The sequence below is a fragment of the Viridibacillus soli genome (genome assembly GCF_016612995.1).
Classification (GTDB): domain Bacteria; phylum Bacillota; class Bacilli; order Bacillales_A; family Planococcaceae; genus Viridibacillus; species Viridibacillus soli.
The window spans coordinates 280429-306237 of the sequence record NZ_JAEOAH010000001.1 but is presented as its reverse complement, the minus strand read 5'-3'; the positions used below and the strand labels follow the sequence as shown (position 1 = coordinate 306237).

Below are 25809 nucleotides of genomic sequence, written 5' to 3'. Positions count from 1 at the left end.
CTTCATCTATACCTACATTATTTTTTGTGTTGGCTTAGAAGGAAGAAGGGTGGAACCACGAGAATACAGCCTCGTCCCTTTTGGGATGGGGCTTTTTTATGTCTAAATGCTGATTTAATGCTGAAGCGGTCCTTTAGCCCCGACAAGCATTGTATAAGGAACACAGTCTAAGAACGCCACATCCTGTAGCAACGACTGCGTGACCCGCATCGTGCGGGCCCGAAACAAAAGCGTCACTTTGGCTTTTGTCCGAGAAGACGGAAACGACCTCGAGCCGTTAGCGCCTGAAGCTGGAACACATTCTAAACGAGCATAGAACCTTGAAATTCGAGCATAGCAGTGTATCTTGTTAGGCGAATTTATCCATTGTAAAGGTAACCTAGGTTCGCGGCGTCCTGCTGCAACGGTTACGTGACCCACATCCTGCGGGCCCCCAAAACTCTCGAATCGACAAAATAAATAATATTTGAAGGAGAATGCAAAATGGCAGACATGATTAAATTAAAATTTCCCGACGGCGCAGTAAAGGAATTCGCTAAAGGAACAACAACTGAAGACATCGCACAATCAATTAGTCCGGGACTTCGTAAAAAAGCAATCGTTGGTAAATTCAACGGGCAATTAGTAGACTTAACAGCACCACTTGAAGAAGATGGTGACATTGCAATCGTAACACCTACAGATGCAGAAGCATTAGAAGTAATGCGTCATTCAACAGCTCACCTTCTAGCGCAAGCGGTTAAACGTATGTTCCCTGGTGTAAAACTTGGTGTTGGTCCAGTAATCGAAGGTGGTTTTTACTACGATATTGACTCAGCAGAGCCGATCACAGCTGAAGACCTTCTGAAAATCGAAAAAGAAATGAAAAAAATCATTGCTGAAAACATTGTCATCACTCGTCAAGATGTATCACGTGATGAAGCAATCAAACGTTTCACAGCAATTGATGACGAATATAAATTAGAACTAATCGAAGCTATTCCAGCAGATGAACAAGTGTCAATCTACGAACAAGGCGATTTCTTCGACCTTTGTCGCGGTGTACACGTTCCATCTACAGGGAAAATTAAAGAATTTAAATTATTATCAATCGCTGGTGCATACTGGAGAGGTAACTCAGATAACAAAATGCTACAACGGATTTATGGAACAGCATTCTTCACAAAAGACGATTTAAAAGCACATCTTCAAATGTTAGAAGAAGCAAAAGAACGTGATCACCGTAAAATTGGTAAAGAACTTGAACTATTCACTACATCTCAAAAAGTAGGTCAAGGTCTGCCATTATGGTTACCAAACGGTGCAACAATCCGTCGTACAATTGAACGTTATATCGTAGATAAAGAATTATCTCTTGGCTACAAACATGTTTATACTCCAGTGTTAGGTTCTAAAGAGCTATATGAAACTTCAGGACACTGGGCACACTATCAAGATGACATGTTCCCTCCAATGGAAGTGGATAACGAAACATTTGTATTACGTCCAATGAACTGTCCACACCATATGATGGTTTACAAATCGTCAATGCACTCATACCGTAACCTGCCATTACGTATCGCTGAACTTGGTACAATGCACCGTTACGAAATGTCAGGTGCTGTATCAGGACTTCAACGTGTACGTGGTATGACTTTAAATGATGCTCATATTTTTGTTCGTCCAGACCAAATTAAAGAAGAATTTAAACGCGTAGTAGAATTAGTGCTTGGCGTCTACAAAGATTTCGACCTAAATGATTACTCGTTCCGTCTATCTTACCGTGATCCAGCAGATACTGAAAAATACTTCGATGACGATGCAATGTGGGAAAAAGCACAAAACATGTTAAAAGAAGCTATGGATGAGCTAGGTTTAGATTACTTCGAAGCTGAAGGCGAAGCGGCATTCTATGGACCAAAACTTGATGTACAAGTAAAAACTGCAATCGGTAAAGAAGAAACATTATCTACAGTTCAACTCGACTTCTTATTACCAGAACGCTTTGACCTATCTTATGTTGGTGAAGATGGTAAGCCACATCGTCCAGTTGTTATTCACCGTGGTGTTGTATCAACAATGGAACGTTTTGTAGCCTTCTTAATCGAAGAATACAAAGGTGCATTCCCAACTTGGTTAGCGCCAGTACAAGTGGAAATCATCCCTGTATCAAATGAAGTTCACTTCGACTATGCAAAACAAGTAGAAGAAAAACTTCAAGCAGCAGGTTTCCGTGTTGAAATGGACGATCGTGAAGAAAAACTTGGCTATAAAATCCGTGAAGCACAAATGAAGAAAATTCCTTACATGCTTGTACTAGGTGATAAAGAATTAGAAGCAGGTAGCGTAAATGTACGTCGCTACGGTTCTCAGGATTCTGAAAGCATTGCGATTGAAGATTTCTTAGCGAATTTAAAAGCTGACGTTTCTTTCGATTAATATAGATAGAAGAAGCCACCCATAATAGGGTGGCTTCGTTTTTATTTAACTGTTGACAAATATCTCTCTGCATGATAAATTAATAAAGGTTAATGAATACAAAGTTTGTGGTTGAAGTAGAGGCTGCCCGCTTCTCACCTGTTGGACTCAGCATTTGATGTTTACAGGTTACATGATAGAACGGATCACGCAATTAGGCGTGTACATATATCGGCGGGCGGACATTTCGACTATGTCCGCTCGTTTTTTTTGTGGACATCGAAATATTCGTACCGATCTTCGGGCAACTAGCCCAAACCATGTATTCGCGACACTATTTGGAGGTGGATTGTTATTAGCAAAGACATGTATGTAAACGAAGGTATTCGCGCACGTGAACTTCGTGTTATCGATCATAACGGTGATCAGCTAGGAGTTAAGACACGTAACGAAGCTTTGGAGATTGCCGAACGCGCCAATCTGGATCTTGTCCTTGTGGCTCCTCAGGCCAAACCGCCCGTCGCTCGTATTATGGACCATGGTAAATTTAAATTCGAGCAACAAAAGAAAGATCGCGAAGTACGTAAAAATCAAAAAGTTATCGTGATGAAAGAGGTTCGTTTGAGCCCGTCTATCGATGAACACGATTTCCAAACGAAATTACGTAACGGGATTAAATTCCTTGAAAAAGGAGACAAAGTTAAAGCTTCTATTCGCTTTAAAGGTCGTGCAATTACGCACAAAGAAATTGGCCAACGCGTATTAGATCGCTTTGCTCAAGCTTGTGCTGAAGTATCTACGATTGAATCTAAACCGAAGATGGAAGGCCGTAGCATGTTCTTAGTTTTACAACCAAAGAACGAAAAAGAGTAATTTTATAGTTACACGAACAGTTTAGGAGGAATTCGACATGCCAAAAATGAAAACTCACCGTGGCGCAGCGAAACGTTTCAAAAAAACGGGTACTGGTAAATTAGTACATGACCGTGCATTTGGTAGCCACTTATTCGCAAATAAATCTACTAAAGCAAAACGTCACCTACGCAAAGGTAAAGTAGTATCTTCAGGAGACTACAAACGCATCAAATCTTTACTTTCATACATGAAATAATTAGATTCTAAAACATAAAATTCATATTATATGAATAGCAGGAGGTAATCACTATGCCACGCGTAAAAGGCGGTACAGTAACGCGCAAGCGTCGTAAAAAGGTTTTAAAATTAGCTAAAGGTTATTATGGTTCTAAACATACTCTATATAAAGTAGCTAACCAAGCAGTAATGAAGTCAGGTCAATATGCATATCGTGACCGTCGTCAAAAGAAACGTGATTTCCGTAAATTATGGATCACTCGTATCAACGCAGCAGCGCGTATTAATGGTCTTTCATACAGCCGTTTAATGCACGGTTTAAAACTTGCTGAAATCGAAGTTAACCGTAAAATGTTAGCTGATCTTGCAGTAACTGATGCACAAGCATTCGCTCAATTAGCAGATGCTGCTAAACAAGCAATCGCAAAATAATTCATGCCTCGTAGCATGATCTCAAAACTCATGGATCACTTGATTCATGAGTTTTTTTATGCAAAAAAGAGATAATCTCTAATCGCTTGTCGATTATGAAGATTATCTCTTTTTATTTTTGCTCAGGAAATAATAATGCAGCTAGTTCCTCTTTGGAATGTAGAAAATCATTTAATGTATATTCATCAAGAACTGCTATATATGCATGTAATGCACGATTTAGGGCACCCTTTAAACTACAAACAGGGGAAATAATACAGCCAACAGATTCCGGATTAAAGCAGTCAACAAGATAGAAGTCCTCTTCTGTTTGGCGGACGAGTTTTCCAATCACAATATCCTCTGGCTTCATAGCTAAACGAATACCGCCACCTCTGCCACGAACTGTTTCAATATACCCGAGTTTTCCAAGTTCATGCGTTACTTTCATCAAATGGTTTTTAGAAATACCATAAGCCTCAGAAATTTCTTTAATTGTCGACAGATCTTCAATGTTCCTCGCGCCAACATACAGTAGGACGCGTAGAGAATAATCAGTATACAAAGTTAAACGCATTTGATTCACCACCATTTCTTTCTTTATTATACCATGAGGGTGAAAAACGTAGAAATGTGTCTAAAATATAAAAGATGTATTTTAAATGTGTCTTTTGTGTTAAAGATGTATTTTATATATTGCTTTAATCGAAGAATAAGCGTAAGTTATAGATATAAAGAAAAAGGAGTGATTAATATGTTATCTGCATCAACAATCAAAATTGTAAAATCAACAGCACCAGTATTAGAAGTACATGGCAATGCCATTACAAAGGTGTTTTATCATAATCTATTCGAAGCACATCCTGAATTATTAAATATCTTTAATCATGCAAACCAATCTAAAGGGCGTCAACAAGCGGCTTTAGCAAACACTGTATATGCGGCAGCGGTTCATATTGAAAACTTATCGGCCATTATTCCAGTAGTTCAACAAATCGCTCAAAAACACCGCAGTTTAGGTATTAAAGCAGAGCATTATCCGATTGTTGGTGAATTTTTACTAAAAGCTATTAAAGAAGTACTTGGCGATGCGGCTACAGATGAAATTATCCAAGCTTGGGGAGAAGCATACGGCGTTATTGCAGATGTATTTATCCAGACAGAGGAAGCATTATATAAAGAAGCTGAAACACAAGAAGGTGGCTGGCGCTATTTTAAAGAATTTATTGTTACTAAGAAAGTACAGGAAAACGACAAGATCGTTTCATTTTATTTAAAAGCAGCGGATGATAAAAAATTGCCTGCATACAAACCAGGTCAATATATTACAGTCCAAGTAACAATTCCAGGTGAAAAATACTTGCATAATCGTCAATATAGCTTATCTCAAGCTGCTGGTGAAGATGCATATCGTATTTCAGTAAAACGCGAAGATGAAGGAAACCCGAGTGGTATTGTATCTGTTTACTTACATGAACAGTTGCAAGAAGGGGACACATTAAAAGTAAGTGCTCCGGCTGGCGAATTCCATTTAGATACAACTTCAAAAGCACCAGTAGCATTCATAAGTGGTGGCGTGGGTATTACACCATTAATGAGCATGTTTGAGACAATCGCAACTACAGATGCTGAGCGAAAAACCGCATTTATCCACTGCGCGCGTTCTGAAAACCTACATGCATTTGATACAGAGATCCAAGAAAGATTAGAGAAAATGCCAAATGCAGCTTATATTAAATTGAACTCTAATGAACCAGAGGGCATTATCAATCGTGGATTCATAAAACAAAATATAGCTTTAGAGAGCAAGGTTTATGTATGTGGACCAGTTGGATTTATGGAAGCTGTCATCAATGATTTATATGCATTAGGCTTCAAAGAATCACAAGTACATTTTGAATTTTTCGGCCCAGCAATGCAATTACAAGTAAAAGTACAAGCATAAGAACATGAAACACCGTTAGTAGTGGAGCTACTAACGGTGTTTTTAGTGTTTTTTTGATGCAGAAATGTTATAAACTAAACTAACAAAAGTGTCATTTGCTTTATTGGTTAATTCAGATTATAGAATTGAATAAAATAATGAAAATAACTGTAATTGGAAAAAGCTATGCATAGGTTTTTATCTCTATCAAATGTATTAATAAGTATAATCAATCTTTATATGTATATTGTTATCTGATTTAGTTGAAATATAACATTTTAAGGCTATCATGATATGTAACTGTTAAAGGAATGTAAGATTCGTAAAGGAATTGATGTGAAGTTGTGTTCATTTTGTTATAGAGTCTTTGTTATGCTTGAGGAGGCTATTTACTAGGTTGTTACAAAACTTATCGAAATGGCTCGAAAATACATAAGGAGCTATACAATAATGAAAAAACTACGTTATTTAACAACATTGTTATGCCTAGTTGCCGTCTTCTTAGTGGCAGCCCAAACTATTTCGGCAGATGAACTAGGACCTGCTAATCCAGATAGTAAAACGAAATGGGAAACAGAATCTGAAGTTAAGGATAAGTTCAATTTGAAAGTAAAATCTGCTGAGCCTGTTATTGCAGATATTTCAAAATGGCAAGGTACAATCGATTGGGCAACAGCAAGTAAGGTACTAGATTTAGTGATTATTCGTACCCAGTATGGTTCAATCTTAGAAGATACGAAACATAAAGAATATGAAGCGGGTGCTCTTAAGTATGGCGTACCTTTTGGTGTTTATTCATATAGTCTAGCTGAATCTACTGCAGATGCGAAAGCAGAGGCTAACACCTTTTATAACCGTGCTAGTAAAGACGCAAATTTCTATGTCTTAGATGTAGAAGAATTTACGAGTACTTCTGGTGAAAGTATGAGAGAAATCATCAATGCGTATGTGAAACAACTACGTACGAAAACAGACAAAAAAATTGGCGTTTACATCGCTCACCATCTATACAATCAATTAAATATTGACACATCAAAATTTGATTTTGTTTGGATTCCAAGATACAACAATACAAACACGGTACCTGATTTTAAGTATAATTTATGGCAATATACTGATAAGGGAATCGTCCCTGGTATTTCGACTTATGTCGATTTAAATCGTTTAAATCCAAACACACCACTGAATTACTTTACAGATGCTGCGGATGTAGAAACAGCAAATAAGGCGACATATTATACAACTAACCCTAAAAAGATTGTCGTAAAGAAAAAAGTCTATCAATACAGCTCAACAAGCTTAACAGCTGAATATAGAGGAGCAGCATTGAGTAAAAATACAGTTGTAAATGTATCGGGGATTGAGAAAACTTCAAAAGGTACACCACGTTTAAAACTAACAAACGGAAAATATATTACTGCAAATAAAGAGTTTGTTTTGAAATTAACTTCAAGTATTGATCAATATTACACAACAGTTCCTAAAAAGGTCCTTATAAAAAAAGGGTTAAATGCTTACAGCAGTACAAATTTAACAACTTCAAATAAATTAACTGGTGTGAAGAAGAATTCTGTTTTAACAATTAATGATATTGCATATTCTACAGGCGGTACACCTAGATTAAAAACAATTTCGGGCTCTTACATTACCGCGAAAAAAAATTATGTCCTACCTTTAACATCATCTATTGAAAACTATATATATACCAATCCAGGTAGTATAAAAACAAAATCAACAGTTTACCAATATCGCAGTACAAATTTCACTACAAGCAATAAAGGTAAAGCTATTACAAAAGGTAGTACAGTAAAAGTAAGTAGTATTGTATTCACTTCGAAAGGAACACCACGTTTAAAGCTGTCTAATGGTATGTACATTACAGCAAACAAATCATATGTTGTTGCAAAATAATAGAGTAGAACAAGAATATAATAAGTACTTTTAACTTAAATAGTCAAGAGGATACTGGCGATTGTTGCCGAGTTTCTTCTTGTCTTTTTATATTGATAAGTTTTTTATAAGTCAAGCTCTAAAAGAAATATCATTCATGGCTGTTTCTATTTTTTTGTATAAAATAGCGGCAATAAGCTATAGTTATAATAAAGAAGTATATTCGCTAAAAAAGGAGACTACAATGGAAACAATGATTTTATATTGGATTGCATTAATGTCAATCATCGGTTTTATCCTAATGGGCTTTGACAAACAAAGAGCTATTCATAAGGAGTGGCGTATACGAGAGCGAACTTTATGGCTTGTTGCGCTATTTGGCGGTGGCATCGGATCGTACATAGGTATGCGTATTTTCCGCCATAAAACGAAGCATACGTCCTTTGTATTTGGCTTACCAGCAATTGCAATTGTATATGCCTGCATCTCGTTAGTTATTTATTAATGAAAAAGCGTACTATCTCAAGTTGACAGTACGCTCAGACTGTAAACAAACTCCATTTTCAGCGAGTGTGCCTACGGTCTTTTTTGTTTTGAAATATATGTAAGGGAATTATAGAGGTTATGGCGATGCTACGAAGTATACTTCAATTCAGCGAGATTAAATTGAAATGATTGTTTTAGATTAACTGGTATTCGCGAATCATTTAGTTCGAAAAATTGAGGAAATAATAGATTTTTCTTTTATTTATGACTTGGTGAAAAATGAAGTAGATCACCTAAGTATTATTCAATATACATTTGGTATTCTATCGATGTGTAAAACAATTGAAGAAATTGAAACGAATATGGTCTATCGTTGGTTTTTAGGCTAGGGCTTTCATGATAAAGTACCTTGTTTCTCGACTTTTTGAAAAAAATACGGGCGTCGCTTCAAGGACACAACGTTTTGAACAGACATTTTATCGTATTAAAAATACGGCAGCTGAAAAGAAATAGATTAGTGCAGAATACGTTTTTGTCTATTCAACTCATGTGAAAGCGGGTACGAATAAACATAAAGAAAATCCGTTCCATCTGTTTTTGTATCATAAAACGACGAACCTTAAAAAATCGTAAAAAAACGAATAAAAATAGGTGTTTTCATTCGTTTTTTCAAAAATAATTAAAAATAGAAACATCAAAACCACTTACAAGAGATCAATTGGAATTGGTCCCATTTTATGAAAAGAATGATAATGGTGCAAGACCGTCCAATAAAGTAAGCCATCAAGTCGTCGTGCCTCAGCGAACTGGATATCATGTCATCTTCGCTGTATGGGGTGTCGCGGATACAGTCAATGCCTTCTACAATGCGATAGATGTTCAGTTTAGTGGAGCCAATGCAGGCGGAACGTCCATTTCGGCCACGAATTATCACTCGTCCATCCCAACCTTTAGTCTAGTAGAAAAACAGTAGGTATGGATTCTTGCAGTTTTGAATGATATCTCTTGAAATGAAGAATAAAGACTTCGAGATAAAGGCTGCAACGTGCAGCCTTTTTATCGTTTCGAGAATTGGAGCTAAGAATCAAACTAAAAGTGCGGAGGGGAAGTGGTGTTACCCCCATCCCCGAAATATCCAATTGAACAATCTTCTTATTCTATGATAAGCAGTCGTTCATTTCCTTAAAAAATCGGGATTTTTACTATTAAATCCTTCCCAAGCTTGCCGGGTTCCCTGTTCAAACTCATCCCTGATTGCACGGAGGCGTTTCTCTGACCCACCGTACCCTATTTCCTCTTTGCCATTCCCAATTTCTTTAGAGACGGCATCGGCAAATTCATTTCAAAGGAACACCGAAAGTATGAAGGCTTACACGGCCAAGATCGGTATTGACTGCAGGTGGAAAGAACTCGATGACGTTTACGTTTTACCTGATGGGGGTCACCATATCATTTCGGGAAAACTGTACGTTTAGACACAGAAGAACAAGGGTGTAAATTTAGATGATGGTTATAATTTCAAAAGGGGATCTAATTTTTTTATTATTACTAAAAAATTAGATCCCCTTATTTGTGTCCTTAAAAATAATCATCTTTGAAAGAACCAATATGAACTTTCATTCATCGTTTAATATGCTCTTACCTTTTTCTATTCTATATAGAAGTATTTGTTTACTATTCAGTAATATTTACAAAATCGACGGATCTCTTTTCCTCACTGCCCAAAACCGCTAGCACTTTATCTACTTCCTTTGTTAATTCTGGTGCTTTCCCCTGAGAGGCTAAATTAAGATTCCCAAAAGATTTATTAAAAGATAGAAATTGTCTTGTTTTTTCTTTCCCATTTATTTCTTCAAATAATGTATCATCTACAATTAATAGGATTACATTGGATCCACCACGATATGGAGATAGCCATACATCCCCTTTATATTGAACATTCATTTTTTTCTCATCAAATGTTATTTCTTTCAAGTCTTTATATTCTTTATTTGCAAATAAGATAGTTTCATCTTTTTTTATTTTTGGTAACGAATCAATAGGGACTGAAGATGTGAGCCCCCCATTATTATCTCTTTCACGTATAAGTCCCTTTTTGTCCATTTTTTCAGCAGTTGTTCTGCTTATAAATAGTAAATTACTAGGAGTATCCGCCCTAGCATCCCCAAACTCTGTCGGGAGCTTTATGTTGAGCTTGTTATTATCTATGGTCCCTTCTTTCATTTTAAATAGGTCTTGTGATATTGTTATATCTTTGTATATGTCTATTATAGAATTTCTTGTTTGTTCGTTTATCGCTCCTACCTCTATTGCAAGTCCATTTGCTGGAGAGTTTTTTGTACCAAATAATGAATATGCTCCTAACATGGTAATCGAAATACCAGCTACTATTAATAATCCAAGTCTTTTTTTCATCCTATATTCTCCTTCTTTTTATTATTTTTGAATTGAAATATGCTTCTTGTACAGCAACATAATCCCAAATTTAATATTTATTCCTGAATATTCTTCATCTTCTTGCCGTATGTTCCTAAGCGCCATATCCACTCCAGAGGTCCCATTTTAAAAGATTTCAACCATATATTGCTATAAAAAATTTGTAGAACAATAATGATAAAACTAATCAACAATAAGGTTAGGGATGAAAGTTGTTCGTTTTTATAGCCATTCAAATAGAAATAAATAAACGATGTGTGTATAACAAAGTTTGACATGGACATTCGACCATAAGCTGTTAAAAATGAAAGAGTATTTCTTATAGTGCTACTCATACTTAAAATTGTGAAACAAATTATGAAAAATAGACTCATTACTAAGCTTTCTAAATCATTTCTAGATTCATAGTACTGATATGTTAAAAAACCAAAAATCATTAAACATGTAATAAGCATTCCCTTAAATCGTTTAATATTGTAAAAAAAGGATATTTGTCCTAAAAACATCCCTAAAATAACCATTGAAAACATGCTCAATAAATTCACTAGAGATACAATATGAATAGTGATTGGATCTTCTGCAATCATATATATTCCACGTGTGAACCAGGTCAATATTGAAATGCTACTAAAAACTAAGATATTAATAATCGGTGGCATGTACTGAAATAAAAATCCTATCAACCCTAAAACGGCGTACATCATAAATAGTCCACCTGAAGTTACCCCAATACATGTTAATAGACCTCCGAGTAAAAAAAGTACAACCAAACGACGGATATAAATTAAATTTACCTTTTCGCCTTTTGTCTTCAAACCTGACATAAACAGTGTGGAAGATAAACCAAATAAAAACAGAAACATATAAATAAATTTTGTTTCCATTACATTCCTGATGAAGTCATGAATGTAATGGTATAAATCTGTGCTAATCGGTGTGACATTTTGAAATACATTTACAAAGGTAATACCTAGTAACGCAAATCCGCGTAGGTAATCCACTATTTCAATACGTTCCATTTTCAGTATAATTTTTCTCACCTTCTCTTATTTTTTATTGATATGAGCTTTAAAAGACATCAATAGCATTTTTTATTAGAATAAACCTGAGTATTTTTTGTTTAATATTGAGATTTTCACACCTATATTCTCTTTCTATTTCTCATCTTTAAATTAAAATATTGTTTTATACATTTTTTTTAAGTACTGAGCACGAACAAAGTAAAAGTATATAATTTGCATAACTAAGAAACAAATCAATACCATTACGGAACTACCCAAGACTGAAAAATCAGCTAACTTTTGTAAGGCCATAAAAGCAACCGTACTATGTGTAATCGCTATTGCAATTGGTAAAAAGAATAACAATGCAAGTTGACGTGACACAATTTTCTTTAATTCCGGTTTGCTTAAACCAACTTTTGCTATCATTTTATATTGCTGCTGATTTCGTTCTAAGTCTGTGTATAATCGGAAATATAAAAAGCTTGCAGCAAACGTAAAGAAAACAATGCCTATTAATACACTCATGATAGATGCAAGTCCAAAACCTTGCTTCATCGCTATCCATTTTAAAATTAAAGACGAAAATGTATATTGTTCGTTGTATACTGTAGGCTCATTTATACCTTCATTATCTGTCTGAAAAGCAGCCACGATTTTTTCAGCAACTTTTTTTGTTTTCTCCCAATCTTTCACAATAAAACCATTGATAGTGGGTTGACCATAGTGATCCTCTGGATCCACAATCATTTGATTATATACAGCGTCTGGTACAATAATTATTGTTTGGTTTGTATCTTGTAGTTCTTCGGGTTTTAGTATTTTATTTACATGCATATCTTTTTTTATATTTCCATGCAAAAATTGAAACTTAGTAGGGTTTGATTTTGTATTAGCAATTTGCCTCGAAGGTATGACAAAACTACTATTTTCACCTTTTAAATTTTCTTCTTCAAAACCAAATGCCTCAGCTAGTTTATTATAATCACTTAATTTTATAACGTTTGATAAGAACATACTGTTATAGAGGGTATCTCGAATTTGTTTTATTGAATAAGTAACCCGTTTGAAATGAAACTCGCCATCATTGAGCTCGCTTTCTATTTGTTTTAGATGCTCTTTTTCTAAACGGTTATTATTATAAGACTTATAAGAAAATGCAAAAGGACTATCCGATTCAGCCATGGACGAATTTCCTAATCCCATACAAGTCCCCACTGCAGTGAAGGCAACGGCAGAAATAATAGTTACCATAAAAAACATTTTTGCATTATCTTTTAATTGGTACACTAAATCTGAGATGGTGAGTATATTTGTTTTCTTAAAGAAAATATTTTCTCTTTTCTTTAATGCACGTAGCACATACACACTGAGCTGTGTAAATAAGAAGTACGTTCCAAGTACAACAAAGCTCACCCCTGTCGCCATCATGACTAATACATAATTAATATCCTTGTAATGAATTGCTTTAACACTATGGAACACAGCTGTATATCCTAATCCGATGCAACTAAGTGCGAATAGAGATAACCAAAGCGATGCTTTTGGTTCAGGCTTTGGTTTTTCTTCTGATTTTATAAGTTCTACAAGTTGATTCACTTTTACCATTCGGGAGGTGAAAAGTGAAATTAACAAAAATAGAAAGAAGAAAGCTCCAAATGTTATTCCAATTGCTTTAAAGGGTACGTAAAATGGGAGTCCTTTATCAATAAGTAACAGACTGTTACTCATAATTAAGATAAACTTAGAGAACGCCATCCCAATTGTAATACCTGTTAAAATAGAGACGATGCCAATTATTATATTTTCAATAAATACTAATTTATTCAACTGTGAACGTGACATCCCATGTAGCATTAAAATTCCAAAATCTTTTTTTCTTGTCTTTAAAAATGCACTTACAGAATATAGGATAAAGAAGAATGAAAAGAAAAATATTAATCCCTGCGATATCTGTAATCCTGATTTTGCAAATGTATTGATTGTTACACTGGTAGCAAGATCACCTTGTAAATTAGGATGAAATGCAAGTAATGCATAAGTAAAGAAAATCATAATAGCAAACGTACTACTTAAAAAATGGGCCAAATATGTTCGTTTACTTCGAATGATGTTATTAATCGCGAACTGTCTAAAAGTCATATGCATTCCCTCCTAATAATGCTAAAACCTCTAGAATTTTTTGATAGAATACTTTGCGATTATCACCATAATAAATCTCATTGTATAACTGTCCATCTTTGATAAACACGATTCGATCACAATAACTCGCAGCCATTGCGTCATGTGTCACTAACATCATCGTTGTGTCATTTTCTTTATTAAGCCTTGTCAATAGTTCCATCACATCACAAGCAGATTTTGAATCCAGATTTCCTGTGGGCTCATCCGCAAGTAATAATTTCGGATTATGAATAGTAGCACGTGCGATTGCTGTTCTTTGTGCTTGTCCACCAGAAATTTCATATGTACGTTTATCTAATATTTCAGTTATCCCCAGTTTTTCAGCAATAGCTTCTACTTTCCCTTTCATTACACTAGGGCTTAAACCATCAAGCGTAAGTGGAAGAACAATATTTTCTTTCACTGTTAATGTATTAAGGAGATTAAATGATTGAAAAACAAACCCTAATTCACGTCTTCGAAATAAAGACAACTGATTTGGAGACAACAGATATGGGTTTTCTCCATGAATTAATACTTCTCCTGATGTTGGAGCATCAATGGTGGACACCATATTTAATAACGTTGTTTTACCACTCCCGGATGGTCCCATAATTCCTACAAATTCACCTTTGTTTATTTTTAAATCAATATGAGATAGTGCGGTATATGAAATTTCTCCATTATAAATTTTCCCTAAATTCGAAACATTTAGTATCTCCACAAATATTCCACCTTCCATTTCTCTATTTGATACATAAAGTATAAACAATATATATTTTGTCTCATATCGATTTCCCTAACATTTATCCATTAAGTTTGTAAGATTCAAAAGAAAAAACCGATGAATAATCTTCCTTTCATCGGTTAACGAGATGCATACGGGAATACTATTCTAACTTTTGTTCCCTTACTTAACTCAGATTCTAGCTCAATCTTATGATTTAATTTTCCACATACTTCTTTAACAAGATATAATCCCATTCCTGTAGACTCTTTAAATTTCCTACCGTTTTCTCCAGTATAAAATGGATGAAAAACACGTGGTAAATCAGCTGTAGGGATACCAACCCCATAATCTCTTACTTCTAAAATAACTGCACGTCCCTTTGAATACGCTGATATTATTACTTTCTTTTTTTTACTTGATGAATATTTAATTGCGTTCGACAGCACTTGATTGAGTATAAATCGAAACCATTTCTTATCTGTTTCTACAGTAAGGTTAGGATCTACTTTTACTTCTGGATACACATAATTACGTATAAACAGACGTTTATTTTCATGAATAACGGAATCAATCATTTCTAATAATTGCACTCTGTCTACATGAAAATCCTGTTCAAATGTTTCTAATCGAGCAACATATAACACCATCTCTAATCCTTTTTGGATTCGTTCCGTTTCTTCATTAATACTGTCAAATCGAAAGTCATCTGCATCTTGTATAATTAATTCGATAACAGAAAGAGGTGTTTTCATTTGATGAACCCATTGATTCATAAAAGTCATTTGTTCTTGTTGTTTTCGTTCCCATTTTTTTAACTGGTTTTGATAATATTGATATTGGGTTTGTAGTAATTTATCTAGGGCCATTGATAATGGAGTCAAATCACTATCTTGTATTGACTCATTTAACGTTTTTATTGGTGTTGATAAACGCTTGTAGAATGAACGATGACTATAATAACGATATATTAGATAACCTATTAATAAAAAAATACCCAAAAACACAGAATATAATGCAGTCAAAATATGTGGATAACCATCAAACCAATAAATAAAAAGGATGATAAGCAATTGGCCAATTGTATAACAAATAAGCGGAATATGTTCTTGTAAAAATAATTTCATTATTACTTTCCTTCCTTCTCCCAAGTAGCATGCAAGCGATATCCAGCGCCACGAACTGTTTCGAGCGTATTCTCGATACCCAATTCTTTTAATTTTTTTCTAATCCTACCTATATTCACACTTAATGTATTCTCATCTATATACGTACTATCCCATAATTGTTCTAAAATTACTTCACGTTTTACAAGAAGTGGAGATTTTGTTATCAATATTTCTAATAAAGCTGTTTCTTTATTGGTAAGTAAAACGGTCTTATCATCTAGTTGAAGTTCCATTCTTTCTGGGAACAGGAATAACCCTGATTGCTCAACTATTCGTTCTTTTACTTTTGGAGCATATTCACCGTATGCTCTTCTGAGTTGACTACGGATTTTAGACATTACAACCTCATAATAAAAAGGTTTCGTAATGTAGTCATCACCACCATTTTCTAAAGCCAAAACCTGATCCATCTCCCCACTCCTGGCAGATAGAAATATAATTGGACAAGTAGAAATAGCTCGTATTTGGCGGCACCAATAATAGCCGTCAAAATTAGGCAGATTTACATCTAATAGCACTAAATCTGGTTTAATCTTTTGAAATGTATCTAAGATATTTTCAAAATCCTCTATAATAATACTTTGATATCCGTATTTTTTAATATGAGTTCCCAGTAATTCAGCAATTTTTATATCATCTTCTACAATCATGATTGTATTCATATCGTACTCTCCTCTATTTTAAGTGTGATTTTTTTAAGTTCGTTTGGCTTTTTATATTTAATTTTTAAGTTATTTTATTTAAAAGAGATGATATCTTACATACACCCTTAAATGCAATTAATATCAAATAAAGCGTATATCTGTTGTTTTTTATTAATTGGTATGTCAACACTAAATCAAACAACTTTTTTAAGGGCTAAGTTTTTATAAGTGACCGGACTTAGATAGCATAGTTTGCTGTGCGACCGAATATTATTGTACCAATTGACATAATCGAAAAGTTCAAGAGACAGCTGTTCAAGGGTAGGGTAGTGCGATCCGTTGATGAGTTCTGTTTTTAAAACCTTAAACGTCGCCTCTGCCACCGCATTATCATAAGGGTTCCCTTTTTGGCTCAGAGATCGTTTAATCTTGAACTTACTTCCATGATCAGCGCGGCTTGCTTTAAAATGTCGACTTCCATTTCGAGTTGTTTATTTCTCTTACGCAAGTCAATCAGTTCTTGCTCTACCGAAGGTCGGTTGTCTTTCTCTTTAAAGGAGCCTGACTGTTTGAATTGCGTAATCCATCTGTCTAAAGCAGACGCGGTTAATTCATATTCTTGGGCAATATCTTGACGGCTTTTTCCATTTTCATATAGGGCCACCACTTGTTTTTTAAACTCTGTTGAAAACGTTCTTCTTTTACTGGACATAGTAGATTCTCCTTCTTGTTATCTATTATTCTACTTGCCCTTAATTTTACTGTCGAACTAAGTGTAGACTAAAAATGAAAGCGAGTGAGATGAGATTAGCCGGTAAACCAATGAAATACGTTTTAAATGAATTAAATATACGCCATAAAACACAAGTGGAAACGTGGATGTGTTGGTATAAAAACGGAGAAATACATCGGTTTGAACAACCTGTAGGTAAACAATATTCCTTTCGTAAAGGTCTTAAATATGAGAATAAACAAGAAGTGGAAAATCGTTATTTAAAGCAACAGATTGAGGTCCTAAAAAAGTACGCAGAGTTGGAGAGGGAGTGGTTGGAGAAGTAGCTGTACAGCTAGTGGAGGCAATAAAAGAAATGATGAGTGCGAAGGATGTATGTGCACTAGAGATTGCCAGATCTACCTACTATCGTTGGAAACAGGTATCTACTGAAGTAAGGTCTCGTCAGGCAATTGAGCGACGTATTGATGAACTCTGTCGTGAACATAATTTCCGGTATGGTTATCGAAAAATTACCGCACTCTTACGGCAAGAAATAAGAATGAATCACAAAGTCGTGCAGCGTGTGATGCAAAATATAGTTGGAAATGTCGAGTGAAAGTGAAGAAACGTAAACAAACTGGACAACCTTACTACATTGCAGATAATTTATTGAAACGTAATTTCGAGGCAACAACGCCTTTGCGGAAGCTCGTAACCGATATTACTTACTTGCCATTTGGTCAGAAACCATTGTATCTTTCAAGTATGCAAGATCTATTTAACGGCGAGATTATTGCGTATTCAATTGGAGATTTCCAGGATATTGATTCCGTGTTGGATACCGTATCTCAGCTTGGTTCTTTGCCAGAAGAATGTACGCTACATAGCGACCAAGGTTCTGTATACACGTCTTATCGATATCAACAAGCTAGCAAAGGAAAAGACATTAGCATGTCCCGTAAAGGTACACCCGCTGATAATGCCCCCATCGGATCGTTGCATTCCGCATTAAAGTCTGAAACGTTCTACTTAGACAGCTTAAGAAGTACTATGACTGCAATCGTAGAACAAACCGTCAAAGACTATATAACTTATTATTTCCGAATTCAAACAAAACTAAACAACCAGTCCGCCGGTGCAATACCGACAACTGGCTGGATACATGCTTTTATGATCCCTGTCTTACTTACAGGAGTCAGTCTCAAGTAGACGTTCCGCTTTTTTTACTTCATCAGTTGTTCAATTGGATTTTTCCAGCTAATTGTTGCAGTCGGATAATGGCGATGGATTTCACTTTCTAAAAAAAGGAAATCATCTCTCTTTAGGCCTTGTAGTTCCATAATATTTTTAGTATCAATGAAAATGGAGACAACATCTAATGTGTCATTTACCGTACCTAAATATTTTTCGCCTTCAAACATAGCCCCTTTATATGAAATAAAAAAGTTTTTCCGTGCATTTTTAAAATCATCATAGAAATAATAGCTTCTACGTTGCACCGCATCATCGAATTTTCGTTTTGGATTAAAAAAGTAACGAATGACTTTATACATAACATATAAAATGAGCGCAACTAATAACACACGAATGAGAACAATCATCTACAGTTCCCCCTTGTACAAACATTATCCTTTCCTATACGATAGAGAAGGTTGAAAAGTTTCAAAAATGTTAGGGGAATTAAAATGAATTTACAAAAACTTTTTACAATGCAGCAGCAACTTGATGCATTTATTGAAGAAACACAGCATATTACAAAGGATGTATTCCGTGAAAAAGGTTTAGCATTGCTCGTTGAATTAGGAGAGCTTGCGAATGAAACGAGATGCTTTAAATTTTGGAGTACAAAGGGGCCTTCTGAGCGTTCGATCATCTTAGAGGAATTCGTGGATTCGATTCACTTTTTATTATCATTAGGTATTAAAAAAGGCTTTGATGATTTAGAAGAGTGGCCAACTGCTAAACGCGAAGGTGATATGACAGATCTATTCATTCAAACAGAAGCGGCTGTTTTAAACTTCATTCAGAAACCTGAGAGAGCGCAATATGAAGAGGCTTGGATTTTATACGGGGCACTTGCGGAGGCACTTGATTTTACCGCGCAGGATATCGTGGGAGCTTATATCGCGAAAAACGAAAAAAACTATGAGCGTCAACGTAATGGCTACTAATATATTTTTTGAAAATATTATATTTTTAGATTATAATAGTCTTTGAATCGAATATTTAGGAGGTCGAAGTAATGCAACAATTGGATGAAACGTTAAAGATGTTAAAAATATTAACTGATGCTCGTGCTGTTTCAGGTAATGAACGTGAAGCACGTGAGGTTATGAAAAAATACATCGAGCCTTTCGCTGACAGAATGGATAGTGACAATTTAGGTAGTGTTATCGCTGAAAAAGTCGGTGATGCGAATGGTCCAAAAATCATGGTAGCAGGCCACTTAGATGAAATTGGCTTCATGGTTACTCAAATCGACGACAAAGGCTTCTTAAAATTCCAAACAATCGGTGGTTGGTGGTCACAAGTAATGCTAGCGCAACGTGTGCAAGTCATTACACGTAACGGCGAAACAATTATCGGTGTAATCGGCTCTAAACCACCGCATATTTTACCAGCAGAAGTACGTAACAAAGCTTTCCAAATCAAAGATATGTTCATCGACGTCGGCGCTGCTTCAAAAGAAGAAGCTGAAGGTTGGGGAATCTTACCGGGTGATATGGTCGTACCGTATTTCGAATTTACAGTGATGAAAAATGAAAAGCATTTACTAGCAAAAGCATGGGATAACCGTATTGGCTGTGCCATAGCTATTGAAGTATTAAAAGGGCTAAAAGACGAAAAACATCCGAATATTGTGTATGGATGTGGGGTTGTACAAGAAGAGGTTGGTTTACGCGGGGCTAAAACAGCAACTCATAAAATTCAACCTGACATTGGTTTTGCTGTGGATGTAGGTATCGCTGGAGACACACCAGGAATTACATCAAAAGAATCTACAAGTAAAATGGGTGCTGGCCCGCAAATTATTATTTATGATGCTTCAATGATTTCACATAAAGGTTTACGTGACCTTGTTGTGGATACTGCAAACGAAAGTGGCATTCCATTCCAATATGAAGCAATTCCTGGAGGCGGAACAGATGCAGGTTCCATTCATTTAACTGCTAATGGCGTACCAGCATTATCAATTGGAATTGCGACACGTTACATTCATTCAAATGCAGGGATATTGCATCGTGATGACTTTGAAAACACAGTCAAATTAATCATTGAAGTGATTAAAAAATTAGACCGTGAAACAGTGAATAAAATCATCTTTGAATAAAAGGGTAATAGAACAACGTATGAAGGGGAAAGAACAGATGGAAAACCATTTGTTTTTTTCACTTTCATAAATTCTATTAAAACTTAGATACTAACTACCTTCTAACACTTACATTAGGGGGTATTTTTTTGTCAAGAAAATTAGGGATATTTAACGTAAAGGTAAATAATGCGCTTGTACAATTGTCAAGTTCAAGAGGACAACCATTACCTAAAATAAAATCAAAACCAATTACACCTTATCCTCAACAACAACAAAAACAAAAACAAAACATCAATGCTATTACGATTGATAGTGCTTTGAAAGTTGTTAATAAAATGGAGTTAAGTGAATTAAGATCACGTACAATCGGCGAATACAATTATGAAAAACAATTTAACTTAGTTAATATTAGATGGAAATATTATTTTGAATAAATAGAGGTGATAAAATGTTATTCTTATGGCAACTTTCATTATTTGTTTCAATTGTTGCTTTAATAGTAGGTAGTGTAAAAAAATCTTGGGTATTCTTATTAATTAGCACAATTACATTCATACCGATAGCATATTATTTTTCAGGGGCGAATAATGCTTGGAAATATGTTGGTTTGACTCCAATCATACTACTTGTTCTAACGATATTAACTTGGTTCATAAGTAAGAAAAAATTGAAGGAAATATTTAAAGCGTAATCGGAAGCGATTATTAAATGGGAAAATAAGGATGTAATATGAACTGCATTACATATAATTTCGTTTAGAAGGAGATTGAGATGATAATTAAAATGACACAATTTAATATGAAGGATTTTAATAAATCAAACGAAGGTTTCATTGTTTCGGGGAGAATTATACCTACATATGAAAACAATGTTTGGAAATATACAGAGGAGGTATTTTCTGAACCTTATTTCAAGAAATATGAAGATGATGAAATTGATATCAGTTATATTGAAGAAGAGGGGAAAGTTGTATTTTTTTATTACGTTGAAAACAACTGCATAGGTCAGATTAAGATTCGTTCTAATTGGAATGGAGATGCACTTATTGAGGACATTGCTGTTGCAAAAGATTATAGGGAAAATGGTGTTGGAACAGAATTACTAAATAAAGCTATTGAGTGGGCAAAGGAGAATAACTTTGGTGGTCTTATGCTTGAAACACAAGATGTTAATGTCTCAGCTTGCCGTTTCTATGCTAGAAGCAATTTTGTAATCGGTTCAGTTGATACTATGCTATATTCGAACTTTCCGACAGCTAATGAAATAGCAATTTTTTGGTATTACAAATTTTAGTTTCATAGTGGAGGAAATTAGGATAAAGAAGGACTATTTAACGGATAATAAGCTAATGAGTGATGGAAACTCGAAATGTCGCAAACGGATACTTTAGTGGAAGATTGTTGAGCTGTTCGGACGGCTCTTTTTTCTTATTCAATTAACAGGGAAGTTTACTAAATAAGAATGTTATGGTAATAGATGAAATATTGATTACTGTCTGACTAAAAAGGGGTTTGGTCTATGAGATTAACAAATAAAAAAATCGAAACGTTAAGAGTCAGCATTGCTAATGTTTTAAACAACGTTCTGGAATGGCAGATTGAAGAAATCAAATTTATAAGTAATGGAGTTAATAACGCTGTTTTTTTGATTAGAGAAAAAAACTTAGGAATGCTTGCTATTAGAACTCCTTGGAGAACAGAAGGAAACTTGAATGATATAAATTTAAGTGGCATGATATCATTGAAAAAAGAAGCAACTATCTGCGAACATTGTCACAAATATATCCTAGTACCAAAAGTTCATAAGCTTTATTTAGGTGAAGAAATTAACTTTTTAGTATCTGATTTTGTATCGGGAGATGCCAAAGAGATACCTTCCTATGATGTTGGAAAACTCACATCTAAAATACATAAAATACCGTTGGATGATTTATCAATTATTGACCAGAAAGAACGAACATTAACGAATATTATTTCACACAGAATAACAGAACGTGTTCATTCACTAAGTAAACTGATAAATAATAGTATCATTATTCCTAGTTCAGAGGAAATGGAAGCAATTCTGAACTCATCACAAACAGAGAACTCCTTACTCCACCTTGATGTTAGACCACCAAATTTAATAAGGGAAAATGGGATTATTAAAGGGATTATAGATTGGGATAATGCATACATTGGTAACCCAATTATGGAGTTAATGAGAATTTCTGAATCGAAAGAGTTAATCGAGGAAGAATTTCTAAAAGGTTACGACGATGTAGACATTATTGAAAATACTGATGAAGTAATACAATCAATTTATCGACTTGATACTGCTTTAATGTTATCGATATTATTCACTTCGTACATAAATGATTCTGTTAAAAGGGATTACTATTTCAAGCGGGTTCGTTTTCTAAGTCAAGAAATAAACAATACCTTATAGTCAAATTATTATTGAACTAACAGGGGCGTTAGTTCAATAATAATTTAAATGCAGAACTAAAGTGTTATTAATATAAGTAATATTCACTAATACTGAATTTGTTAATCAATTTTTAGTGTGTATTCTAAGTTTCTTTTATTCATTTATAAAGAGAAATATAATAATACAAAGTTAAATAAAAGGGTTCATCACCGTAACTTGGGGTTGAATTTCTAAGTATTCAATAACTTTACATTTAACTATAGAAATGTTTGAAGTAATAAGATAGTTAATAACTAAGTTCTGAATTTGTTCTATGACTCTAATACAGTCAAACCCTTCATTTATACAGTGTAAATAAATATTTCTGTGAATGTAATGCAGGGATATTGCATCGTGATGACTTTGAAAACACAGTCAAATTAATCATTGAAGTGATTAAGAAATTAGACCGTGAAACAGTGAATAAAATTATTTTTGAATAACGATTAATCGAAGCTCCTTTGCTCATACGAGTAAAGGAGTTTGTTTTTTTGGAAAAAACATAAAAATACAATTGATTTAATATTTATGCATATGTATAATGGGCATTAACAATAAAAAGTATTGGGAGAGATCATATGAAACTTTTAGAATTAGTACAATTAAAGTTAGTGGATAGTTTGAAAGACAAAGATTTAATTTCTCTTATAGATTATACAAGTGAGGAAATTCAAGGTTTATTAGATCTTGCGATTCAGTTGAAAATCATTACAAAAGAAGGTAAATGTCCACCATTATTAGAAGGTAAAACGCTGGGCATGATTTTCGAGAAGCATTCAACACGTACTCGTATTTCATTTGAAGTCGGTATGAACCAACTAGGTGGTAAAGGGATGTTCATGCATGCACGTGACTTACAAATCGGACGTGGTGAATCTGTCCATGATACTGCACATGTATTATCAGGTTATTTAGATGGTATTATGATTCGTGCTAATTCACATGAGATGGTGAAAGAATTAGCAGAGCATGCATCGATTCCGGTTATAAACGGCTTAACGGACCTTGCACACCCATGTCAAGCATTGGCTGACCTAGAAACAGTTGCGGAAGAAAAAGGCCTTGTCAAGGGCTTGAAACTTGCGTATGTCGGTGATGGCAATAACGTGGCACATTCGTTAGTAGTAGCGGCTGCACATGTTGGGATGGATGTTGTTGTTGCAGCACCTAAAGGGTATGAACCAAGTGAAGCAGTGATGAAAAAAGCAGCTGGAATTGCAGCGGTTAATGGTAGTACTGTATCGTTTACATACGATCCAACAGAAGCAGCAAAAAATGCGGATGTTATCTATACCGATGTATGGACTTCAATGGGTCAAGAAGAAGAATCTGCGAAACGTTTAGCAGATTTTAAAGATTATCAAATTAATGATGCATTAGTAGCGAACGCTAAAGCGGACTATATGTTCCTACACTGCTTGCCGGCACACCGCGAAGAAGAGGTAGCAACATCTGTAATCGATGGACCAAATTCATTTATCTTTGAGCAAGCGGAAAATCGTCTACACGCTCAAAAAGCTGTGTTAGCTTCAATTTTAGGATAAGTATTCATTATGCACATGATATGAGACAAAAGAGAAGGATAGATAAATGAGGAAACTTATTCTCTATCTACCTTTTTGTAATAACGGATGCGATACTTCTCTAAGAAGTATCGCTTTTTTTATTTCATTCACCAACGAAATTGACGAAAGTGATTTAGAGAACATAGGAAGCTTTTTTGTATTAGAAAAATTAAGAAGTAAGGAACTAAGATGGGGGCTTAACTATTGCCTAGCGTAATTTGGATAATAGGTTTGAATAAAAAAACAATAGCTTAGAGTTTCTTTGTAACATTCACGTAACACATCTGGTTTAGTCTAATTCATGAGGTTATTGGGATTCAAGAACTGTTAAATTTGAAAGTGGGACAGACCTTGCGTCTGCTGATGAAAATCATAATGACTTTGTCTATGTAAATAAGTCCACTGAAAACAGGATAGTAAAAAGCTTGGTACTGCAATGCAACTGAAAGAATTCTATATTCATGAAAACCTGCTCTGGCTGCTTTGTGCGGCTTGTGACACAAATGACTATGAAATATTTTATGTAATAGACCTTAGATAGATGTTAATAATTTACGTTAGAATGGTAGTGGGAAAATGAAGAGATTAATTTTTAGAATTATTAAAAGCCTGATTGTCTTAAACATAGCAGTAGCGGGAATAGTTACTTATTCATTTAAAATAGAGCCGAACCGTCTTATTACAAAGGAATATGATCTTGAGCTTATAGTGGGAGGAGAGGATACTATAAGGGTAGTACAATTTTCAGATGTCCATTTAGGTCCAAATTATTCACTAGAGCAGCTGGGGAAACTTGTAGACAGAATCAATGGACTTGAACCTGATGTAATAGCTTTTACGGGAGATCTTATGGATGTACCATCGCAGTTCGAGGATAGGTCGAAAATTAGTGAGATATTGGGTAAACTAAGTAGTAGATATGGAAATTATGCAGTTTGGGGAAATCATGACCGCGGAGGCGGTGGAGTAAGGTTTTATGAAGATATTATGAGAGAATCAAAATTTAAGCTACTTACAAACGATAGCAGCAAAATAGAGCTTGAAAATGGAAAAGTAGTAAATATTATAGGGTTGGATGACGCGATGCTCGGAAATCCAGACGTTCAAAAAGCGTATTCAGGTGTTGATAGTCAAGGAACTAATCTTCTTATATTACACCAGCCGGACCTTGTGGAAGAAGTAGGGTATGACAATATTGATTTGGCGCTTGCTGGGCATAGTCATGGAGGGCAGGTCGATGTACCATTCATTGGCCCTCTAATTACGCCTCCACTAGCAAAGAAATACACCAAAGGACTATATCAGCTTGGCATACACAAGTATCTTTACGTAAATAGCGGAATAGGTACTACGAGGATACCTATTCGGTTTTTGAACCCTTCAGAAATATCGGTGTTTAATATAACTCTATGATTACCCAAAATAAGA

The 25809-nt window shown here is 34.8% G+C and carries 24 protein-coding genes, 3 pseudogenes and 1 other annotated feature (1 of these 28 only partly in view); of the genes and pseudogenes, 18 read left to right on the top strand and 9 right to left on the bottom strand.

Annotated features, from left to right (window positions below):
* Positions 1-82 (top strand) — a binding site (T-box leader); it begins 160 nt to the left of the window's first position.
* Between the two features lie 401 nt (positions 83-483).
* From thrS to rplT, 4 genes are all read left to right on the top strand, one after another.
* Positions 484-2418 carry a threonine--tRNA ligase gene (thrS, locus tag JFL43_RS01490; protein ID WP_200747618.1) on the top strand — a complete coding sequence of 645 codons (1935 nt, stop codon included), beginning with the start codon at positions 484-486 and terminating at the stop codon, positions 2416-2418.
* 345 nt (positions 2419-2763) lie between these two features.
* A complete protein-coding gene (gene infC, locus JFL43_RS01485) occupies positions 2764-3270 on the top strand; it encodes a translation initiation factor IF-3 (RefSeq protein WP_157812836.1) in 507 nt (168 codons plus the stop codon).
* Between the two features lie 37 nt (positions 3271-3307).
* Positions 3308-3508, top strand: coding sequence for a 50S ribosomal protein L35 (gene rpmI / locus JFL43_RS01480; RefSeq protein ID WP_100794489.1), 201 nt, complete (start codon positions 3308-3310; stop codon positions 3506-3508).
* A gap of 53 nt (positions 3509-3561) precedes the next feature.
* Complete coding sequence (rplT, locus tag JFL43_RS01475) at positions 3562-3921, top strand: 50S ribosomal protein L20 (protein ID WP_100794488.1); 360 nt, start codon at positions 3562-3564, stop codon at positions 3919-3921.
* Between the two features lie 112 nt (positions 3922-4033).
* On the opposite strand, the gene JFL43_RS01470 is transcribed toward rplT, so the two are convergent.
* Positions 4034-4477: an Rrf2 family transcriptional regulator gene (locus JFL43_RS01470; RefSeq protein ID WP_100794487.1), complete on the bottom strand. Its 444-nt coding sequence runs from the start codon at positions 4475-4477 to the stop codon at positions 4034-4036.
* Between the two features lie 177 nt (positions 4478-4654).
* On the opposite strand from JFL43_RS01470, the gene hmpA reads away from it, so the two are divergent.
* The 5 genes and pseudogenes from hmpA to JFL43_RS01445 all read left to right on the top strand — a co-directional run bounded on the left by hmpA (position 4655) and on the right by JFL43_RS01445 (position 9173).
* On the top strand, positions 4655-5845 hold the full coding sequence (gene hmpA / locus JFL43_RS01465; protein WP_200747617.1) for an NO-inducible flavohemoprotein: 1191 nt from the start codon (positions 4655-4657) through the stop codon (positions 5843-5845).
* A gap of 429 nt (positions 5846-6274) precedes the next feature.
* Complete coding sequence (locus JFL43_RS01460) at positions 6275-7735, top strand: DUF5776 domain-containing protein (protein ID WP_200747616.1); 1461 nt, start codon at positions 6275-6277, stop codon at positions 7733-7735.
* A gap of 223 nt (positions 7736-7958) precedes the next feature.
* Positions 7959-8219 (top strand): DUF1294 domain-containing protein, encoded by a 261-nt coding sequence (locus tag JFL43_RS01455; RefSeq protein WP_100798009.1) that lies wholly within the window; start codon positions 7959-7961, stop codon positions 8217-8219.
* A gap of 166 nt (positions 8220-8385) precedes the next feature.
* Positions 8386-8707, top strand: a pseudogene (locus tag JFL43_RS23285) (transposase); the annotation flags it as partial.
* Positions 8708-8885: 178 nt separating this feature from the next.
* On the top strand, positions 8886-9173 hold the full coding sequence (locus JFL43_RS01445) for a lytic polysaccharide monooxygenase (protein WP_200747686.1): 288 nt from the start codon (positions 8886-8888) through the stop codon (positions 9171-9173).
* Between the two features lie 701 nt (positions 9174-9874).
* On the opposite strand, the gene JFL43_RS01440 is transcribed toward JFL43_RS01445, so the two are convergent.
* From JFL43_RS01440 to JFL43_RS01410, 7 genes and pseudogenes are all read right to left on the bottom strand, one after another.
* A complete protein-coding gene (locus JFL43_RS01440) occupies positions 9875-10615 on the bottom strand; it encodes a lipoprotein BA_5634 family protein (protein ID WP_200747614.1) in 741 nt (246 codons plus the stop codon).
* A 77-nt stretch (positions 10616-10692) separates the two neighbouring features.
* On the bottom strand, positions 10693-11676 hold the full coding sequence (locus JFL43_RS01435) for a DUF418 domain-containing protein (protein WP_325166614.1): 984 nt from the start codon (positions 11674-11676) through the stop codon (positions 10693-10695).
* A gap of 132 nt (positions 11677-11808) precedes the next feature.
* Positions 11809-13779 (bottom strand): FtsX-like permease family protein, encoded by a 1971-nt coding sequence (locus JFL43_RS01430; RefSeq protein WP_200747613.1) that lies wholly within the window; start codon positions 13777-13779, stop codon positions 11809-11811.
* A complete protein-coding gene (locus tag JFL43_RS01425; RefSeq protein WP_325166613.1) occupies positions 13769-14524 on the bottom strand; it encodes an ABC transporter ATP-binding protein in 756 nt (251 codons plus the stop codon). Before JFL43_RS01425 ends, JFL43_RS01430 begins: the two co-directional genes overlap by 11 nt.
* A 143-nt stretch (positions 14525-14667) precedes the next feature.
* On the bottom strand, positions 14668-15654 hold the full coding sequence (locus tag JFL43_RS01420; RefSeq protein WP_200747612.1) for a sensor histidine kinase: 987 nt from the start codon (positions 15652-15654) through the stop codon (positions 14668-14670).
* 2 nt (positions 15655-15656) lie between these two features.
* Positions 15657-16358: a response regulator transcription factor gene (locus tag JFL43_RS01415; RefSeq protein ID WP_200747611.1), complete on the bottom strand. Its 702-nt coding sequence runs from the start codon at positions 16356-16358 to the stop codon at positions 15657-15659.
* A 176-nt stretch (positions 16359-16534) separates the two neighbouring features.
* Positions 16535-17052: pseudogene (locus JFL43_RS01410) on the bottom strand (IS3 family transposase).
* Between the two features lie 74 nt (positions 17053-17126).
* On the opposite strand from JFL43_RS01410, the pseudogene JFL43_RS01405 reads away from it, so the two are divergent.
* Positions 17127-18229 (top strand): annotated as a pseudogene (locus tag JFL43_RS01405) (IS3 family transposase).
* Positions 18230-18278: 49 nt separating this feature from the next.
* On the opposite strand, the gene JFL43_RS01400 reads toward JFL43_RS01405, so the two are convergent.
* The gene (locus JFL43_RS01400; protein WP_200747610.1) at positions 18279-18656 is read right to left on the bottom strand and encodes a sigma-w pathway protein ysdB; all 378 of its coding nucleotides are present in this window, start codon (positions 18654-18656) and stop codon (positions 18279-18281) included.
* An 84-nt stretch (positions 18657-18740) separates the two neighbouring features.
* Here JFL43_RS01400 and JFL43_RS01395 point away from each other — a divergent pair, with 84 nt between their 5' ends.
* From JFL43_RS01395 to JFL43_RS01360, 8 genes are all read left to right on the top strand, one after another.
* The gene (locus tag JFL43_RS01395; protein WP_100794483.1) at positions 18741-19226 is read left to right on the top strand and encodes a dUTP diphosphatase; all 486 of its coding nucleotides are present in this window, start codon (positions 18741-18743) and stop codon (positions 19224-19226) included.
* A 71-nt stretch (positions 19227-19297) separates the two neighbouring features.
* Positions 19298-20386 carry a M42 family metallopeptidase gene (locus JFL43_RS01390; RefSeq protein ID WP_200747609.1) on the top strand — a complete coding sequence of 363 codons (1089 nt, stop codon included), beginning with the start codon at positions 19298-19300 and terminating at the stop codon, positions 20384-20386.
* Between the two features lie 128 nt (positions 20387-20514).
* On the top strand, positions 20515-20802 hold the full coding sequence (locus tag JFL43_RS01385) for a hypothetical protein (RefSeq protein ID WP_200747608.1): 288 nt from the start codon (positions 20515-20517) through the stop codon (positions 20800-20802).
* Positions 20803-20816: 14 nt separating this feature from the next.
* Positions 20817-21059: a hypothetical protein gene (locus JFL43_RS01380; RefSeq protein ID WP_100794480.1), complete on the top strand. Its 243-nt coding sequence runs from the start codon at positions 20817-20819 to the stop codon at positions 21057-21059.
* A gap of 80 nt (positions 21060-21139) precedes the next feature.
* Positions 21140-21661, top strand: a complete 522-nt coding sequence (gene satA / locus JFL43_RS01375) for a streptothricin N-acetyltransferase SatA (protein WP_200747607.1) — start codon at positions 21140-21142, stop codon at positions 21659-21661.
* 225 nt (positions 21662-21886) lie between these two features.
* Complete coding sequence (locus tag JFL43_RS01370; protein WP_200747606.1) at positions 21887-22795, top strand: phosphotransferase family protein; 909 nt, start codon at positions 21887-21889, stop codon at positions 22793-22795.
* Positions 22796-23394: 599 nt separating this feature from the next.
* A complete protein-coding gene (argF, locus tag JFL43_RS01365; RefSeq protein ID WP_200747605.1) occupies positions 23395-24360 on the top strand; it encodes an ornithine carbamoyltransferase in 966 nt (321 codons plus the stop codon).
* Positions 24361-24957: 597 nt separating this feature from the next.
* Positions 24958-25794 carry a metallophosphoesterase gene (locus JFL43_RS01360; protein WP_200747604.1) on the top strand — a complete coding sequence of 279 codons (837 nt, stop codon included), beginning with the start codon at positions 24958-24960 and terminating at the stop codon, positions 25792-25794.
* Positions 25795-25809 lie beyond the last annotated feature (15 nt).